General features: G+C 68.6%; 14 protein-coding genes and 1 pseudogene. 4 read left to right on the top strand and 11 right to left on the bottom strand.

The window, feature by feature from the left end; translation table 11 throughout:
• Positions 1–9 precede the first annotated feature (9 nt).
• Positions 10–759, bottom strand: a complete 750-nt coding sequence (recO, locus tag OG714_RS33865) for a DNA repair protein RecO (RefSeq protein ID WP_393041623.1) — start codon at positions 757–759, stop codon at positions 10–12.
• Between the two features lie 57 nt (positions 760–816).
• Positions 817–1,032 carry a hypothetical protein gene (locus OG714_RS33860; RefSeq protein ID WP_406126732.1) on the bottom strand — a complete coding sequence of 72 codons (216 nt, stop codon included), beginning with the start codon at positions 1,030–1,032 and terminating at the stop codon, positions 817–819.
• A 184-nt stretch (positions 1,033–1,216) separates the two neighbouring features.
• Between OG714_RS33860 and OG714_RS33855 the strand changes: the two are divergent.
• Positions 1,217–2,047: pseudogene (locus OG714_RS33855) on the top strand (helix-turn-helix domain-containing protein).
• Between the two features lie 9 nt (positions 2,048–2,056).
• On the opposite strand, the gene OG714_RS33850 reads toward OG714_RS33855, so the two are convergent.
• The 3 genes from OG714_RS33850 to OG714_RS33840 form a co-directional block, all read right to left on the bottom strand.
• Entirely contained in the window at positions 2,057–2,437 is a 381-nt protein-coding gene (locus tag OG714_RS33850; protein ID WP_406126730.1) for a VOC family protein, read from the bottom strand.
• Positions 2,438–2,519: 82 nt separating this feature from the next.
• Positions 2,520–3,176: a response regulator gene (locus OG714_RS33845; RefSeq protein ID WP_406126728.1), complete on the bottom strand. Its 657-nt coding sequence runs from the start codon at positions 3,174–3,176 to the stop codon at positions 2,520–2,522.
• Positions 3,173–4,375, bottom strand: coding sequence for a sensor histidine kinase (locus OG714_RS33840; protein ID WP_406126726.1), 1,203 nt, complete (start codon positions 4,373–4,375; stop codon positions 3,173–3,175). Before OG714_RS33840 ends, OG714_RS33845 begins: the two co-directional genes overlap by 4 nt.
• Positions 4,376–4,508: 133 nt before the next feature.
• On the opposite strand from OG714_RS33840, the gene OG714_RS33835 reads away from it, so the two are divergent.
• A complete protein-coding gene (locus OG714_RS33835) occupies positions 4,509–5,423 on the top strand; it encodes an ABC transporter ATP-binding protein (RefSeq protein ID WP_406126724.1) in 915 nt (304 codons plus the stop codon).
• Positions 5,420–6,256 carry an ABC transporter permease gene (locus OG714_RS33830; protein ID WP_406126722.1) on the top strand — a complete coding sequence of 279 codons (837 nt, stop codon included), beginning with the start codon at positions 5,420–5,422 and terminating at the stop codon, positions 6,254–6,256. Before OG714_RS33835 ends, OG714_RS33830 begins: the two co-directional genes overlap by 4 nt.
• Here the strand turns inward: OG714_RS33830 and OG714_RS33825 are convergent.
• From OG714_RS33825 to OG714_RS33800, 6 genes are all read right to left on the bottom strand, one after another.
• Positions 6,222–7,166 carry a hypothetical protein gene (locus OG714_RS33825; protein WP_406126721.1) on the bottom strand — a complete coding sequence of 315 codons (945 nt, stop codon included), beginning with the start codon at positions 7,164–7,166 and terminating at the stop codon, positions 6,222–6,224. The genes OG714_RS33830 and OG714_RS33825 overlap by 35 nt on opposite strands.
• A 171-nt stretch (positions 7,167–7,337) precedes the next feature.
• Entirely contained in the window at positions 7,338–8,306 is a 969-nt protein-coding gene (locus OG714_RS33820) for an SCO2521 family protein (protein WP_406126719.1), read from the bottom strand.
• Position 8,307: 1 nt separating this feature from the next.
• Positions 8,308–9,291: an SCO2522 family protein gene (locus tag OG714_RS33815; RefSeq protein ID WP_406126718.1), complete on the bottom strand. Its 984-nt coding sequence runs from the start codon at positions 9,289–9,291 to the stop codon at positions 8,308–8,310.
• On the bottom strand, positions 9,288–10,205 hold the full coding sequence (locus OG714_RS33810; RefSeq protein ID WP_406126717.1) for an SCO2523 family variant P-loop protein: 918 nt from the start codon (positions 10,203–10,205) through the stop codon (positions 9,288–9,290). The genes OG714_RS33815 and OG714_RS33810 overlap by 4 nt, the downstream gene beginning before the upstream one ends.
• A 4-nt stretch (positions 10,206–10,209) precedes the next feature.
• Positions 10,210–12,051 (bottom strand): SCO2524 family protein, encoded by a 1,842-nt coding sequence (locus tag OG714_RS33805; RefSeq protein WP_406126716.1) that lies wholly within the window; start codon positions 12,049–12,051, stop codon positions 10,210–10,212.
• An 84-nt stretch (positions 12,052–12,135) separates the two neighbouring features.
• Positions 12,136–12,900 (bottom strand): SCO2525 family SAM-dependent methyltransferase, encoded by a 765-nt coding sequence (locus OG714_RS33800; RefSeq protein ID WP_406126715.1) that lies wholly within the window; start codon positions 12,898–12,900, stop codon positions 12,136–12,138.
• Between the two features lie 286 nt (positions 12,901–13,186).
• Between OG714_RS33800 and OG714_RS33795 the strand changes: the two genes are divergently transcribed.
• Positions 13,187–13,714: a GNAT family N-acetyltransferase gene (locus OG714_RS33795; protein ID WP_406126713.1), complete on the top strand. Its 528-nt coding sequence runs from the start codon at positions 13,187–13,189 to the stop codon at positions 13,712–13,714.
• Positions 13,715–13,749 lie beyond the last annotated feature (35 nt).

The following is a 13,749-nucleotide window of genomic DNA, read 5'->3' as shown; positions in this document are numbered from 1 at the left end:
TACGCCCTGCTACGACTTCTCCACGTACCGCAGCGAACGGAGTCCGCGTTCCAGATGCCAGTGCAGATAGGCGGACACCAGCCCGCTGCCCTCGCGCACATGCCGCGCCTCGCACGCGTCCGCCGTCTCCCAGTCTCCCGTAAGCAGCGCACCGAGGAGTTCCAGGGCCTGCGGTGAGGGTACGACGCTCCCGGCCACCCGGCAGTCGGCGCAGACGACCCCGCCCGACGCCACGGAGAAGAACCGGTTCGGTCCCGGCATCCCGCACTTCGCGCAGTCACCGAAGCTTGGCGCGTATCCGTTGACGGCGAGGGAACGCAGCAGGAACGCGTCGAGGATGAGATGCGGAGCGTGCTCCCCGCCGGCCAGCGTCCGCAGCCCGCCCACGAGCAGCAGATACTGCTGAACGGCGGGCTCGCCCTCATGGTCGGCGAACCGCTCGGCCGTCTCCAGCATGGCCGTACCGGCGGTGTACCGCGCGTAGTCGGCGACGATTCCGCCACCGTACGGAGCGATGGTCTCACTCTGGGTGCACAACGGCAGCCCGCGGCCGATCAGTTCGCTCCCCCGCGCGAAGAACTGCACGTCCACATGGGAGAAGGGTTCGAGCCGGGCGCCGAACTTCGACTTGGTCCGCCGCACCCCGCGCGCCACCGCGCGTACCCGCCCGTGACCCCGCGTGAGCAGCGTGATGATCCGGTCCGCCTCACCCAGCTTCTGGGTGCGCAGCACGATGCCGTCGTCGCGGAACAGACTCATGCCATGCATTGTCCCCTACGGCCCTGTGGCGCCACGACGCATCGGCGCATCGGCGCTTCAAGGCACCTCACCGCGACTGCGGGCGTTCGCGTACGCGGTCGCCGCGCTCAGCCGCTCGGCCGGGGTCGCGCACCGCACGGCCGCCGGCTCGACGTCCCACTCCCGCCCGCCGCCGTACGGGCGCAGCTGAACATAAGGCCCCTCATGCCCCATGACGATGCCCACTCTCCCGTTACGGGTGTCCACGGCGACCGATCCGACAGGCGGCTTCATCGCTCTCCTCGCACCCGAATCCGGAATTCCACCAAGATTTCCCTCACCTCCAAGCAGTGTGCCCACACCTGACTCCCCTCCCTTTTCGACTTTCACGCTTCCCGTCTCCGGAGTGCCCCTCCTCCCCCTACACTCGGCAGGAGTCTGTCGACGACAACTCCGGTGCAGACCAAGGTGGTTGGCTATGGCCAACGGTTCACGGCTGGCGGCTTGGGAGTTCTTCGGGGCTGAGCTGAGACGACGGCGTGAGGAAATGGGGCTCTCGCAGGCGCAGTTGGGGGGCGCTCGTTTTTGTCTCTGGCGCTTATATCGGCCAATTCGAACAGGTCATTCGCAAACCGCAGATGGAGCTGGCCATCCGGTTCGACGAGATTCTGCAAACCGACGGTATTTTCGAGCGCCTCTGCATCGGCCTGATCAACGACAGGCGGTACGCCGATTACTTCGCGAAGGCGGCGGAGCTGGAGGCGCTGGCGACGAAGATCTGCGAGTTCCCGCACGCGCTGGTCCTGGGCCTGTTGCAGACGGAGGAGTACATCGCGGACAAGGTGGACGGTCGAATGGACCGGTCGCGCATCCTCAAGGACGCAACACGGCCCGTGTATTGGGCGATCCCGCACGAGAACTCGTTGCGCGTTCCGGTCGGTGGGCCGCTGCCATGGCCAGGCAGCTGGATCACATCGCGGCACTCGCACGCGAGCGAACGGTGCTGGTCCAGGTCCTGCCGTACTCGGCCGGGGCGTACGCCGTCATGACCGGAGATCTACGGCTCATGGAGTTCGACGACGCCCCGCCAACCGCCTGTACAGAGGCGGTGTATTCGGGGAACCTCCTGGACGATCCGGCTGTGATGAAGCGCGTGTACACGGCATACGATCCACTCAGGGCCGCCGCGCCGTCGCCTGAGGCGTCCCTGACCCTGATCGAATCGGCGGGGAAGGTGTCTGTTGGTGGGCCGGTGATCGTGGTCGGAGCCGATGCCTGGACGGAGTTCGTCGGCTCGCCGCGCTCCTAGGTCCCCGCGTCAGAGGGGGTTGATGCGGGCCTTGAGCAGGCAGAACTCGTTGCCCTCGGGGTCTTCCAGGACATGCCACTGCTCCTCCCCCGTCTGACCGATGTCGGCCGGGCGCGCGCCGAGCTTCAGCAGGCGTTCGAGCTCGGCGGCCTGGTCGCGGTCGGTGGGGTTGACGTCGATGTGCAGCCGGGACTTGCCGGGCTCTGGCTCGTCCCTGCGGCTGAAGAAGAGCGTGGGATGCGGGCCGCCGAACCCCTCGGGCGTCCCGATCTCCACCCATTCGCCGTCCTCGCGTTCGAGCACGACGAAGTCCAGGACCTCGCACCAGAACCGCGCCAGCAGCTCGGGGTCACGACAACCGAGCACCAGCTCACCGATACGACTCGCCACAACGGCCTCCCAGCAGTGAAAACAACCTCGCGACCGTACCCGACGGGACGAGCACGGGCGAAGCGTTTTCAGGGCAGGGCCGCTATCCCACTGAGACCAGCCCCGCCTCGTAGGCGAGGATCACCAACTGGACGCGGTCTCTCGCGTCCAGCTTGGTGAAGAGGCGGGTCAGGTAGGTCTTCGCCGTGGCCACGCTGATGTGCAGCTCGGCCGCGATCTCCGTGTTGGACAGCCCGGAGCCGACCAGCGTCAGCACCTCGCGTTCCCGCTCCGTGATGCCCGTCAACTCCCGCTGCACCCGGACCGGTTCGGGGCGGGACGACGCGAAGTCGTGGATCAGGCGCCGGGTCACGCTCGGGGCGATCAGGGCGTCCCCTGCGGCCACCACCCGTACCGCGCCGATGATGTCGTCCAGGGCCATGTCCTTGACCAGGAACCCGGACGCGCCCGCGCGCAACGCGCCGTAGACGTAATCGTCGTCGTCGAAGGTCGTGAGGACGACGACTCGGGCCGTCGAGGAACTCGCGGTGATCGTGCTCGTCGCCTCGATGCCGTCCATCCCCGGCATGCGGATGTCCATCACCACGACATCCGGGGCGAGTTGCTCCGTAAGCCGTACCGCCTCCCTGCCCGTACTCGCCTCTCCGACGACCTCGATGTCCTCGATGTCGGCCATCACCATCCGCAGTGCCGTACGGATGAGCTGCTGGTCGTCTGCCAGGACGACGCGGACCGTCATCGGGCGACCACCTCCGCCGGTACCGGCAGTCGCGCCGCCACCCGGAAGCCGCCGCCCGGACGCGGTGCCGCCGTGAACTCCCCATGGAGCAGGGCGACTCGCTCGCGCATCCCGGCCAGACCGAACCCGGTGTCGGTGGAGGTGCCGTGCCCCCGGCCCTCGTCGGTGACCTCAAGGGCGAGTTCGTCCTCGCGGTAGTCGAGGGTGACCCGGCAGGTCCGCGTGCCCGCGTGCCGTACGACGTTGGTGACGGACTCCTGGACGATGCGGAACGCCGACAGGTCCACGTCGGGCGGGAGTTGACGCGGCTCGCCGAGCCGCCGCACGTCGACTCGCACCCCGGCCGCCGTGGTCGTGGCGGCGAGTCGGTCCACGTCACCGAGGCCGGCGGGCAGCAAGGGTGCCGCGTCGGCCGCCCGCAGCGCGACCAGCATGCGGCGCAGTCCGGCCAGCGTCACCCGGCCTTCGTGCTCGACCGCCCGCATCGCCTCCCGCGCGGCCTCCGGCTGGGTCGTGGTGACCCGGGCCGCCGCGCCCGCCTGAAGGGCGATGATGCCGATGCTGTGGGCCACGGTGTCGTGCATCTCCCGTGCGATACGCAGACGTTCGGCGGTGACGGCCTGCGTCGCGGCCTGGGTGGTGAGCCGCTCGGTGTAAGCGCGGTTCTGCCGGACGGAGTTGCCGATCAGCCAGGCGACGACGGCCGTGAGGGCGAGCGCCGACCAACTCTGCCAGTCGCCCCGGCCGTTGTCGTAGAGGGCCAGAAGGGGGCGTCCGAGGCCCGTCCGGGTGAGTTGGTAGGCGGGCAGCACGGCGATGGCCAGGGCGAGGGCGGTGAGGCCTCGGCGGCGGCTGGTGCTCGCGGCTGTCCAGCCCACGGCGACATCGATCGCCGCGTAGTGGATCAGGCCCAGGGTCAGCCCGTTCAGGCCCAGCGTCACGGCGTACGTCCCCGCCAGCAGCAGCCCGAGCGCCGGCAGCGGACGAGGACGCAGCACCACGCAACCGAACAGGGCGAGGACGCTGCCCGACACGATCAGCACCCAGCCGTCGGGCGTCGGCGGGAAGGGGTCGGTCGGCATGAAGGGCAGGTGGAAGAAGGAGCGGATCGCGAACAGCGTGCCGTAGGTCCAGGGCACGCCTGTCCAGACGCCCGGCGGCACACGCTTGAGCAGGGGCAGCGGCGGGGTGGCGGGCATGCAGCGATCGTAAGAGCGCGGAGCGGGTGCGGTCATCGGCCCGGAGACGTACAACCAGGGTCGACATCGACGCCGGACGAATGTCAGCGCCCGGCCGATGCCGGGGACCGGCCGCCCGCGAAACCGTGGTCCCGTGATCGAAGTCAACGAACTCACGAAGCGGTACGGCCCCACCACCGCCGTACGCGAACTGTCCTTCACCGTCCAGCCCGGGCACGTCACCGGCTTCCTGGGCCCGAACGGCGCCGGCAAGACGACAACTCTGCGGATGCTGCTGGGACTTGTCGAGCCGACCACCGGCACCGCCACCATCAGCGGTCACGACTTCCGCCGGCATCCGCGCGGGCTGCGCCACGTCGGTGCGCTGCTCGACGCGGGCGATGTGCACGGCGGGCGGTCCGCGCGGGCACATCTGCGGGCACTCGCCCTGAGCAACCGGATCGCCGCGGGGCGGGTGGAGGAGGTGCTCACCGAGGTCGGGCTCACCGGGGCGGCGGCCCGGCGCCGGGTCGGCGGCTACTCGCTCGGTATGAAACAGCGGCTCGGCATCGCGACCGCCCTGCTCGGCGACCCGCCCGTCCTCCTCTTCGACGAACCGCTCAACGGGCTTGATCCGGAAGGGGTGTTGTGGGTGCGGGGCCTGTTCCGGAAACTGGCGGCGGAGGGTCGTACGGTCTTCGTCTCCAGCCATCTGATGTCCGAGATGGAGAACACGGCCGACCGGCTCATCGTCATCGGCAGGGGCGAACTGATCGCCGCCGAGAGCCTCGAAGAATTCGCCGCACGCGGTACGGCGCCGACGGTGACCGTGCGGACTCCGGACGCGGGCGCGCTGGCCGCCGTACTGGCATCGGAGGGCGCGGTGGTGGCTCCGTGCGACGAGGAGACGCTGAAGGTCACCGGGGTCAGCGCCAGTCGTATCGGTGAACTGGCGCACGAACACGGCTTCCTGTTGTGGGAGTTGACCACCGAGCACGCCTCTCTGGAGGCGGCCTTCATGGAACTGACCGCCGACAGCGTCGAATACCTGGCCGGAGACTCCCGATGACGACCGTTCCCGTGACCGTGCCCGTCCCGCGCTTCGGCGATCTGCTGGCCGCCGAGTGGCTCAAACTCCGTTCCCTCCGCTCCACTTACTGGGCGCTCGGCGTCAGCACCCTCGTCGTGATCGCCTTCAACGCCAACGCGGCACGCGCCGACTACGTCGACTATCCGCACTACAACACGGTGATGCGCGCCCACTTCGCCAACAACGCGCTGTTCGACGCCTTCACCGACGGTGCCGCGTTGATCCTGATCCTCACGGCGGCGAGCGTCGGCGCGGTCACGGTCGTAGGCGAGTACTCGACGGGGCTGATCCGCACGACCTTCGCGGCCGTGCCGGACCGCCGGGCGCTGATGTCGGCGAAGGCGGCCGTGGTGACCGCGGTCATGACGGCGTACGGCGCGGTCGTCGCGTCCGCCTCCTTCGCGGCGGCCCAGGCGATCCTGTCCGGGCGCGGCCTGGGCCTGTCGATCAGCTACCCCGGCGCCCTGCGGGTGGTCGTCGCGTCGGCACTGCTCGCCCCGGTGTCCGCGCTGGTGGGCATGGCCATGGGCGCGCTGATCCGGCACAGCGCCACGACGATGGTCCTCGCGACCGGCCTCCTGGTCCTCCTGCCCACCTTCGTCACCGAGCGCTACCACTGGACGGCCTGCGTCCGCAACGCCCTGCCCTTCAACGCCTGGGACCGACTCGTACAGGTCGACTACGGCCGCATGCCCTACACGTTGGCCGAGCGGTATCCGACGACCGTCGCCGGCGCGTGGACCGTGTTCGCGGTGTGGGCCGCGGTCGCTGCGGTGGTCACGGTTGTTGCCGTTGACCGGCGGGATGTGTGACCGCCCTTCCTCCGTCCGGCTCCGGTTCCGGATCCCGTTGCGGTTCCGGTTCCGTCGCCTCCCACAGGACGTTGAAGCGGTTGACGCGCTCCTCCACGTGCTCGCGCGTCATCTTCAGCGTCGTCTTGGCCGGCATGACCCGGATGTCGGGCTCGGTCTCGTAGGAGAGTTCTCCGTCGAAGATGATGAAGTCGTTCAACGAGTTCATCTGGGCGGTCGGTTCCAGCAGGGCGCGGACCGCGACACGCGCGTCGATCCCGGACCTGCAGTGTCTTGCGCAGAGCAGGCGGAGGCCGGGGGTGATCTCTTCCTCCTTGTCGACGAGGAACACGCGCCGGATCTTCACGCCCCGCGTCCTGATCGCCGTCTCCTGAGCGGCGAGATACCGCCCCGCGGGCTCGCTCGACCAGAAGTCGCGGTCGACGGACGTGCTGGTGGCGTAGAGCGTCCGCTTGACGCACTTGGTGAGGTCGATCAGCCACTCGTGGTTCTCGCCGGGGCAGTCCGCCGTGCCGTTGCCGAGGTTCTCCATGAGCAGCGCGAGGCGGCCCAACTCCTCCTCGGCGAAGGCCTTCACGATGTCCGCGCCCTGCTCGCCGACTTTCGTGTAGCCCAGCACCAGCCGGGTCACCTCGTCGGAGCGCAGCACCGAACCGTCGACCTTGCTGTACAGCTCGGTCGCCGCGTTGATCTTCGCGAAGCTCTCGTCGACCGCCGCGCGCATCTCGGTGTGGTGGCTGGACAGGCTGTCCTTCATGTCCCGGATGCGCCGCTTCTGGCTCTCCTGGACGGCCTCCAGCCGCTCGCCGAAGTCCACGAGCAGTTGCACGATCAGCGTCGCGCAGCCGAGGACGATGGACATCGTCCACTGCCACAGTTCACCGTCGTCCTCGTTCAGGACGTTGGTCACGAAGAAGGCGGCGACCCCCGCTAAGATCGCGAACCCTGTCCTGATGAACAGCCTCGATCCACGCTGGGCCTGCTGATCCGGCTGTGGAACGGCCCCTGGCCCTGCCCCTGTTGTCGTCACTCCGTTCATGTGAACCTCTCCCCCGTCGGATATGCGGTTCGTGCCGCCCCGTCAGCGCGTGCTCAGCGCCTGGTGCAGCAACGGGATGGCCTGTATGGCCAGTTGGTCCCGGATACGCTGGCGAAGGTTCTCCCATTGGCGGCTGAAGCCCGGTTCCCGCTCCAGTACGTCCCACAGGTGTCCCAGCGTGCGGTCCACGTGCGCGCGCGGCATCCACAGATGCAGCAGGTGATCCACCGCGGGGCGCAGCGCCAGGACCGCCGCGGGCCCGTCCGCCGCACCGAGCCGGCTGTTCTCCAGCATGTGCACCACCGTCGTCAAAAGCCAGTCGTGCAACGCGAGGTCTTCGCAGAGCCCCGCGACCGCGACCGCCTCGGTGCCGTCCGGCACCCTCAACTCCACCGTCCGCAGGCCGTCTTCGGCCAACGTGAAGCGGTCAAGCGTCGCCCCCTCACCCTCCGGCGCCCGCCGCGCCGCCCAACGCAGGTACGTGCGGCGGGACTTGAAAGGCGCCTTGTGGTCGAGGAGCGGGTGCCGCACCAACTGTGCGAGCAGCCCCTCGGCGATCATCCCCAGGTCCAGTTCGCCGCGCCCGCCACCGCGCAACACGCCCTCCGCGGTGGCCTGTTCGGGCAGTTTCCCGAACGGCTCGACGACTCCGGGGCGCACGAGGTAGTGCCCCCAGGGCCGGCGTACGTCGGGTCCGGCGGCCGGGGCGCTGAAGTAGGCGGTGGACTGCACGACACGGCCCTCGGTGAGCGCCGCGCGGGCGGCCACCGTACCGACGGCCCGGACCTTGGCGCCGTTCGAGGTGGGCAGCCGGCAGTCCACGCCGGTGAGGACCTCGGGCGAGAGGGCGTAGAGGTTGGGCCGCTCGGAGACCCGGACGTGTTCGTCGGCGCGCAGCCGCAGGAGTTGGGCGGCGGCGCGGCCGTCCAGCGCCTGGAAGGACGGCAGCAGACCGGTGCGCACCTCGCCGCAGGCGAGGACCGGGCGCGTCTGCTGTCCGGGGGTCGTCATGTCAAGTCCCGTCGGGTGACACCGAGTTGGCGGGCTCCTCGTAGAACACGTAGGTGGCGCGCTGGGCCACCGCCTCCGGTACCGCGACGCCTTCGCCAGCGGACCGTTTGGCGACCTGTTCGAGCGCCACGGAGTCCACGTCTATCTGGTCGAGGATGAGCCGTACGGCGTCTTCCACGGCGACGAACCGGTTCGCCATCAGCGTGCAGGTGCGGTACGCGCTGAACGGGACGCGGGTGTCGCTGAGTTTGAGCAGCGGCGGCAGCCGGTCCCAGTCGAGCGGGAAGTCCCCGCCGGTCCACTGCTGCGGCACCAGCACCGGCTCGCCGAGGTGCCGTAGCAGACCCAGGCGGGCCAACTGCCAGACGGCGGCCAGGAACGGGCAGGACCACAGGCGGCCCTTGTCCGTCTCGGACCACAACTCGACGTCCATGAAGACCGAGTGGTTGCGGGCCGCGGTCTCGTGCGGCGGCTGCCAGGTGACAATTTCCGCCAGGGCGCTGCGCGTTGGGGTGGTGCGCTCGCCGTTGGCGAGCCAGCCGGTCTGGCTGACCGGTGGGCGGGAGCCGTGGCTGCCGGGCGGCGGTGACTCGACGAGGCGGTGCATGACGGACTCGGCGAGCTCGATCCGGTCGGCGACCGCGCAGCCCGACTCGCGGGCGAGGTAGTCGATGACGAGCCCGGCCTTCTCGGCCTCGTCCAGGACCAGCGGGACGAGTTCGGCCGGGGTGGAGAAGCGGGTGAAGTAGTCGTCGATCAGGAAACAGGTGCTGATGCGGGGGCGTTTGCCGCCGGTGCGGCGGGCTGCGGAGGCGCGGGCCGCGTCCACCCAGATCCGGACCTCGGCGAAGTGCTCGCGCAGCCGCCCGGGGCCCGCCTCGAAGTCCTCCATGTAGAGGTGACCCAGCTCCAGCGAGAGATGGGCCAGCGGCACGGACTGGGTGCGCGGGTCCGCGGTGGTCTCCCGGAAGACGGCCTCCGTCATGCCTCCTCCCAGTACTTGTCGTCGGTCAGCCGCGCGGCCAGGTCGCTCAGTGCCTGCCAGGTCTCCATGGTGGCGATCTGGCTGTCCAACACGTCCTCGTCGGTGATGAGTTGCTCCCGCCACTGGAGCACCGGCTCCAGCGGCACCGAGCCGAGCACCTGGCTGTAGCCGATGCCGTGGTGCGAGGCGAGATGCTTCAACTCGGTGTCGCACTGCTCCATCCACGCCGACTGGGTGGGCGTGGCCTGCGACCACAGCGCCGAGTCGGGATCGGGTACGGCGGCCCGTACGAAGCGGATGGCACCGCGCAGCGTGTCCTCGTCGTGGCCGCGGGCGACGCCGCCGGCGAGGATGCCGCGCTTGCCGTAGACCAGGCTGGCCGCGGCCTCCACGTGCTGGCGGGTCCAGCGGTGGAAGACCAGCCAGCGGGCCAGGACGCCGCTCATCGCCCGCTGCGAGGTGGCCGCGAGGACCATGTCGACGGCGTAACTGCGGCCGGCGCTGAGGTCGACGACGATCAGGTCGAACTCGCCGTTGAGGCGCAGGAGCAGGTCCACGCAGCGGCGCAGGTTGTCGCCGGAGGTGGCGAACTCGCCGCCGCTGAGGTCACCGGGCATGAGGATCAACCGGCCTGCCCCGGGCGGCTGGTTGCGCAGGACGCGGTGTTCGGTGTCCGCCCAGACGTCGATCCTGACCGGCTCGCTGATCTCGCCTATCAGGTAGGAGTGCAGCCCGCGGTCCTCGGCGGCCTCGCGGGCCTCGGGCACGTCGAAGACGGCGGAGGCGGTGGGCGAGCCGAAGTCGAAGTCGAGATAGCAGACGTCGTCGCCCATGAGCGCCCGCTGGTAGGCGAGGTTGGCGCTGGTGACGGAGCGGCCCGTGCCTCCCTTGTCGGAGGCCGCGAAGATCAGCACAGGGTCACACTCCCTGGACCGTGGCGGCGTCGCGGGCCCGGGCGAGTGCGTCGAGCTGGCCCAGTACGTCGAGGGTCAACGAGTAGGCGGTGCCCGGCTGTTCGTCGACGAGAGCGCGGGCGCGGCGCAACTTGACCTCGATTCCCCTGAGTTGCATGCCGCGTTTTCCGTCGGAGTTGGGCGCGGGCGCCATCTGCTCGTTGCCCAGGAGGTGGGTGGACTCGCTGAGCAACGCCCTTGCTAGTTCGGTGAGTTCGAGGCTGCGGATCGGTGGCTGCGCGTACATGTTGTGGACCTGGACCATCACCTCGGTGACCCGCTCGGTGATGCTCCAGGACACCGGCCCCTCGGTGAGGGCGGTCTCCGGGTAGATGGCGTGCACGTTGTCCCACAGACCGGCGCCCTCGCCGTCGCCCATCCGGCGCCGCCACACATGGCCGAAGATGTCCTCGGCCAGCCTGAGCAGCCGGTCGTGCGCGGAGAGGTTGCGGGAGAGCGTGCACAACTGCACGGTGCGCTTGAGGAGTTGGGCCGAGAAGTCGCTCATCGTCCAGTCCATCGGCGGGCCGATGGTGCCGCCACCCTGGAGCGGCAGGGTGACGCCCGGGTTGTGCAGCTGGATCATCGGGTCGTCGCGCGTCATCCGGCTGGTGATACGGCCGCGTTCGGCGAGCCGCTCCATGACGCGGACGGTGCGGGTCAGGTCGTCGTCCGTGGCCCGGCGGCGCATCAGGTCGTGCACGAGGATCGCGGCGACCGAGAGCGAGAAGTACTCCGACTCCAGCCGCTGTCCCGTCGTACGCCAGGGAATGTCCTCCAGGGGCCAGCGGTCGCCGTCGAAGCGGGCGATGCGTGACCAGTACTGCTGCGTGATCTCCCAGCGCAGTCGTAACGCCTCGGCGAGCTTCTGCTGTTCGGCGTTGAGCAGGCCCAGGGTCAGGGTGCGGTCCGAGAACAGGTCCTGGATTCCGTCGAGCGCGACCACCGTGAAATAGAGGTACGGCACCGGGTTGGCGACGCCGACGGGCTGGGCCCCGATGGTCTCCTCGGTCTCCACCTCGGGCGCGTCCCGCACCAGGCTCCAGGCCCAGCCGCACTCGAACAGCTGACTCTCGTCCTTGAGCGCCTCCTGGACGTCGAGGCCGAGGATGAAGCTCTCGATGATGGCGGCGCGCAGCGGCCGGAACCGCCGCTGGAACTGCTCCAGCACCTGACGCTGCGACAACTGCCCCTGGCCGAGGAGCTCGCAGAGCGTCTGGCCCTGGGAGGAGTCGGTGTCGTAGACGTTGACCGTGAACGACCGCAGCAGACTCACCATGGCGGCGGTGAGCCGGTTGCTGGTCGCGGCCTTCAGTTCTTTGATCGTCTCCTGCATATCGCCGCGGCGGGTCTTGGACTCGTAGACCTTGAGGAAGCCGAGCAGGGCGAGGCAGAGGGTGATCGACATGGAGAACGAGTCGGTGACGCCTAGTTGGCGCTGCTCCTCGGTGAGGTCCTGGTCCTTGTCCCGGGACTGGAAGTAGTAACCGCCCGCGAACGTGGGCCTCTTGTCGTCGGTGTGGGTGCGCATGAACTCGACGGCGGCCGTGACGAGGTTGGCCGGAATCTCCAGTCGTCCGCCGGCCCGCTTCAGCGTCTGCTGGACGTCGGTCAGCGTGGTGTCGGGGTCGTCCAGCCGGAACGACGGCAGCTCGGTCGCCGGATACAACAGGCAGAGCAGGCGCTCGGCATCGGCGACGCTGCTCTCACCGCCCCACTTTCCCCACGCCCACTCCCCTCCGTCGAAGGAGTGGCGGGCTACCGCCTGCCAGATGTCCAGCAGGTGCTGCCGCGGCTTGATCTCCATTCCATGCCCCTCACACAGACCGCACTGCCCTCAGCCGAGGAATATCCCTCTTCTGTTGTGAAGATTCACCGGTCGGCCGCCCTGTCAGCCGATCGGAACCTGTGGGTCCGAATTTCCGCGCCAGCCGTAGGAGAGGATTATTCCGGAATATCCGTCCCGAAGCCCGGCCTCGCTTTTGAGCCGCTGCACCTTGAACTCGTCCGCGAATGGCGCGAGGCTCTCCCGCACCTCGTTCTCTCCCACGTCACACGCGGGGAAGAACTGCTCACCCGTGTGATAACCCTTGGAGTGTTCCATAAAAGCGGCGGCAAAGGGGGCCTCTGGGGCCAGGGCGCGCATGAAACGCTCCACACCCAGGGTGAACTCCTGGTACGAGGAGGTCATCGACTCGGCGACGAAGAACATCGTCCCCACCGACCACTGGCCGGTGAACCGCTCAAGATCGAAGATATCGCCCTGCTGGACCTTGACGACCTCGCGGAATCTCTCGCGGGGGTCGGCGTCGAAGGCGTCGTAGTCCTTGTTCGCGCACAGGGCGTCCCAGAACTGGTCCCAGTTCCGCGCGTACGAGTCGACCTGGCTCTCCAGGTAGGCCACGTTCGAGGGCGAGCGCTCGAAGAGGGTGATCCCCTCGCACCACGGAAGCATGGACAGCGCGGGATAGAGATTGGCGCCGGCGCCCACGTCGATGCCGTATACCGGGTCGACGCCCTGGTTCCGGAAATGGCCCGCGAAATGATCCCGGACAATGGTCAGGATCTCGGCGTCCTCCGCCTGTAGGTCACCGTAGTTGTGATCTACATATGCGATCGAATCGAACGCGCTCCAGGCGACTTCCGCGTTTTTCACCAGTCCACACTAACAACATCACAGGCGCGACGTACACCTCATCGTCAATTTCGCAGGACAATCTACGTCAAGTCACAGCTACCGCTGGGGCGCACGGGGGGCGCATCGTGGCGAATGCATTCATGCGACCGGATTCGGCCTTGAACTGCCGGATTGCCCCACCCAAGATGGGTGGAACCCTGCCGAACACACCAGTAAGGCAGGACGCACACGTCTCGCCCGTACCACCCGTACGAGTCTCACGAGCCGTCAACGCGCAATTGACTTCCTACCCCCAGGAGGCAGTATGACGCCCTTTCCGGAGGAACGTTTCCCTTCTGTCGGGCGCCGTACTGACCAGGCATTCTTCGCCGACCGCGGCGAACGCCCGCTGACCCTGCGGGGCGTCACCGTGGCCGACCTGCCCGAGCTGCTCCGGGTTGACAGGGAGGCCTTCCCCGAGGAGCCGTACACACAGGTCGTGCTCAGACAGTTGGTCGACATCCACGGCGACCGCATCCTCGTCCTGGACGACGGCGAGGGTCTGCTCGGCTACGTCCTGTTCGTCAACACCTCGGACGGCTACGTGAGTTGGATCATGAGCCTCGCCGTCATCCCCCACCTTCAGGGCCGCGGGCTCGGCCGCCGCCTGATGGTCGAGGCCCTGCGGCGGCTGCGTACGGAACATGTCCACCAGGTCCGGCTGACGGTGGAACCGACGAACGCCGCCGCGATCATGCTGTACCGGTCGCTGGGATTCTCGTCCGACGAAGGGGTGGAGAAGGACTACTTCGGGCCCGGGGAGGATCGGCTGGTCATGACGTTGGGGATGTGAGGGGCGGGAGGTGAAGAGGCCGACAGGTGAGACGC

This window comes from Streptomyces sp. NBC_00989 (genome assembly GCF_045162655.1).
Lineage (GTDB): Bacteria > Actinomycetota > Actinomycetes > Streptomycetales > Streptomycetaceae > Streptomyces.
Note: the sequence above shows the minus strand (reverse complement) of the source record. Positions and strands in the feature narration are given on the sequence as shown.

Bases quoted from the DNA above. Each gene is read 5' to 3' on its own strand.
- OG714_RS33830 (WP_406126722.1), top strand. From the start codon at position 5,420: ATGACGACCGTTCCCGTGACCGTGCCCGTCCCGCGCTTCGGCGATCTG.
- OG714_RS33840 (WP_406126726.1), bottom strand. From the start codon at position 4,375: ATGCCCGCCACCCCGCCGCTGCCCCTGCTCAAGCGTGTGCCGCCGGGC.
- OG714_RS33845 (WP_406126728.1), bottom strand. From the start codon at position 3,176: ATGACGGTCCGCGTCGTCCTGGCAGACGACCAGCAGCTCATCCGTACG.
- OG714_RS33795 (WP_406126713.1), top strand. From the start codon at position 13,187: ATGACGCCCTTTCCGGAGGAACGTTTCCCTTCTGTCGGGCGCCGTACT.
- OG714_RS33820 (WP_406126719.1), bottom strand. From the start codon at position 8,306: ATGACGACCCCCGGACAGCAGACGCGCCCGGTCCTCGCCTGCGGCGAG.
- OG714_RS33805 (WP_406126716.1), bottom strand. From the start codon at position 12,051: ATGGAGATCAAGCCGCGGCAGCACCTGCTGGACATCTGGCAGGCGGTA.
- recO (WP_393041623.1), bottom strand. From the start codon at position 759: ATGAGTCTGTTCCGCGACGACGGCATCGTGCTGCGCACCCAGAAGCTG.
- OG714_RS33860 (WP_406126732.1), bottom strand. From the start codon at position 1,032: ATGAAGCCGCCTGTCGGATCGGTCGCCGTGGACACCCGTAACGGGAGA.
- OG714_RS33815 (WP_406126718.1), bottom strand. From the start codon at position 9,291: ATGACGGAGGCCGTCTTCCGGGAGACCACCGCGGACCCGCGCACCCAG.